We start from the raw sequence: 2470 nt of genomic DNA on the forward strand, positions 1-2470 counted from the left end.
GATCGGTCCCTCGATCTTCAGGTCGCACACGCCCCGGCGCAGCAGCACCTCCGCCGCGTGCAGCACCCGCTCCTCGGTGCCCTCGGGGAGGACGACCCGGCGCTTGTCGGAGCGGGCCTGTTCCAGCAGCTTGTGCTCGAACATCATCGGGGTGACCCGGTCGCTGCTCGGCGCGGAGACCCGGTCGCTGAGGTCGGCGGTGTCGACGTAGCGCTCGAAGAGGCCGAGGGCGGTCTCCGCCTTGCGCGGGCTGGCCGCGCTCAGCTTGCCCTCCAGGGAGAACAGCTGCTCGGCGGTCGGGAAGCTGTTTCCGGGCACGGACACGACCGGGGTGCCCGGGGCGAGCCGGGCGGCGAGGGTGAGGATCTCGTCGGTGGGCCGCTCGTTCAGGGTGAGCAGCACGCCGGCTATCGGCGGGGTGCCGGCGCTGTGCGCGGCCAGCGAGCCGACGACCAGGTCGGCGCGGTCGCCGGGGGTCACCACCAGGCAGCCCGGCGTCAGGGCGCTCAGGAAGTTCGGCAGCATGGCACCGCCGAAGACGAAGCCGAGCGCGTCCCGGGCCAGCCCCGAATCGTCCCCGAGCAGCACCGTCCCGCCCAGGGCCTGGGTGATCTGGGCGACCGTCGGCGCGGAGAGCGCGGGTTCGTCCGGCAGCACGTAACAGGAGACCGGCAGCCGGTTGTGGAGCAGTCCGGCGATCTCGTCGCGGTCCTCGCGGGTCACCCGGTTGGCGACCATGGCGAGGACGTCGCAGCCCAGGCTCTCGTACGCCCGGTACGCGTTGAGCGTCTCGGCGAGCACGGACCCGGTGGTCTGCTTCCGGCCGCCCACGACCGGTATGACGGCCGCGCCGAACTCGTTGGCGAGCCGGGCGTTGAGGGACAGCTCGTCGGGGAGCTGGGTGTCGGCGAAGTCGGTGCCGAGGACCAGGACGACGTCGTAGTCCCGCGCGACCAGGTGGAACCGGTCGACGAGCGTGGACACCAGTTCGTCCGTCCCCTGTTCGGCCTGCAGCGCGGACGCCTCGTGGTAGTCCATGCCGTACACGGTCGCCGGGTCCTGGGTCAGCCGGTAACGGGCACGCAGCAACTCGAACAGGCGATCGGGGCTGTGGTGGACGAGCGGGCGGAACACGCCCACCCGGTCGACCTGCCGGGTCAGGAGCTCCATGACTCCCAGCTCGACGACCTGGCGGCCGTCGCCGCGGTCGATCCCGGTCACGTACACGCTCCGCGTCACGCGTGCTCTCCGTTCCGTCCTTGTCCGACATACGGTCGTCAGCGCACAAAAATCGCCCACCGAGGTGAGCAGAACCCTCTTGACAGTACCCCCGGCCGGGGATAAGGCGCCCGTCAGGACGGGGGCGGCACGCACCTTCCGGACATGAAACAATCGGACTTGCTCACCGGTATCAATATCGACCAGGAGACACAGCACGATGCGCATCGGAGTTCTCACCGCAGGCGGCGACTGCCCCGGCCTGAACGCAGTGATCCGGTCGGTCGTGCACCGAGCCGTGGTGCAGTACGGCGACGAGGTCATCGGCTTCGACGACGGCTACCGCGGACTGCTCGACCGCCACTACCGCACGCTCGACCTGGAAGCGGTCAGTGGCATCCTGGCCCTCGGCGGCACCATCCTCGGCTCCTCCCGGCTGGAGCGCGACCGGCTGCGCGAGGCCTGCGAGCGCGCCACCGACATGGCCGAGGAGTTCGGCATCGACGCCCTGATCCCGATCGGCGGCGAGGGCACGCTGACCGCGGCCCGGATGCTCTCCGACGCCGGGCTGCCGGTCGTCGGCGTCCCCAAGACGATCGACAACGACATCTCCTCCACGGACCGCACCTTCGGCTTCGACACGGCCGTCGGAGTGGCCACCGAGGCCATGGACCGCCTCAAGACCACCGCCGAGTCCCACCAGCGAGTGATGGTCGTCGAGGTCATGGGCCGTCACGCGGGCTGGATCGCCCTGGAGTCCGGGATGGCCGCCGGCGCCCACGGCATCTGCCTGCCCGAGCGCCCCTTCGACCCGGCGGACCTGGCCAAGATGGTCGAGGAGCGCTTCGCCCGCGGCAAGAAGTTCGCCGTCATCTGCGTCGCCGAGGGCGCCCACCCGGCCGAGGGCACCATGGACTACGGCAAGGGCGAGATCGACCAGTTCGGTCACGAGCGCTTCCGGGGTATCGGTACGGCCCTGGCGTACGAGCTGGAGCGGCGGCTCGGCAAGGAGGCCAAGCCCGTCATCCTCGGCCACATCCAGCGCGGCGGCACCCCGACCGCGTACGACCGCGTCCTCGCCACCCGCTTCGGCTGGCACGCGGTGGAGGCCGCGCACCAGGGCGAGTTCGGCCGGATGACCGCGCTGCGCGGCACCGACATCGTGATGGTGCCGCTCGCCGAGGCGGTGACCGAGCTGAAGACGGTGCCGAAGGACCGGATGGACGAGACCGAGTCGGTCTTCTATGCATTC

General features: G+C 70.7%; 2 protein-coding genes. One reads left to right on the plus strand and one right to left on the minus strand.

Translation table 11 applies throughout. From position 1 onward, the window contains the following. On the minus strand, nucleotides 1-1239 hold a 1239-nt coding region (locus ACFW2E_RS45180), incomplete at its 3' end, for a phosphate acyltransferase (RefSeq protein ID WP_384477531.1). 199 nt (nucleotides 1240-1438) lie between these two features. Here ACFW2E_RS45180 and ACFW2E_RS45185 point away from each other — a divergent pair. Continuing rightward, a partial coding sequence (locus ACFW2E_RS45185; RefSeq protein ID WP_384477534.1) for an ATP-dependent 6-phosphofructokinase occupies nucleotides 1439-2470 on the plus strand: 1032 nt, incomplete at its 3' end.

This window comes from Streptomyces sp. NPDC058964 (assembly GCF_042741275.1).
In the GTDB taxonomy this organism is placed as follows: Bacteria; Actinomycetota; Actinomycetes; order Streptomycetales; family Streptomycetaceae; genus Streptomyces.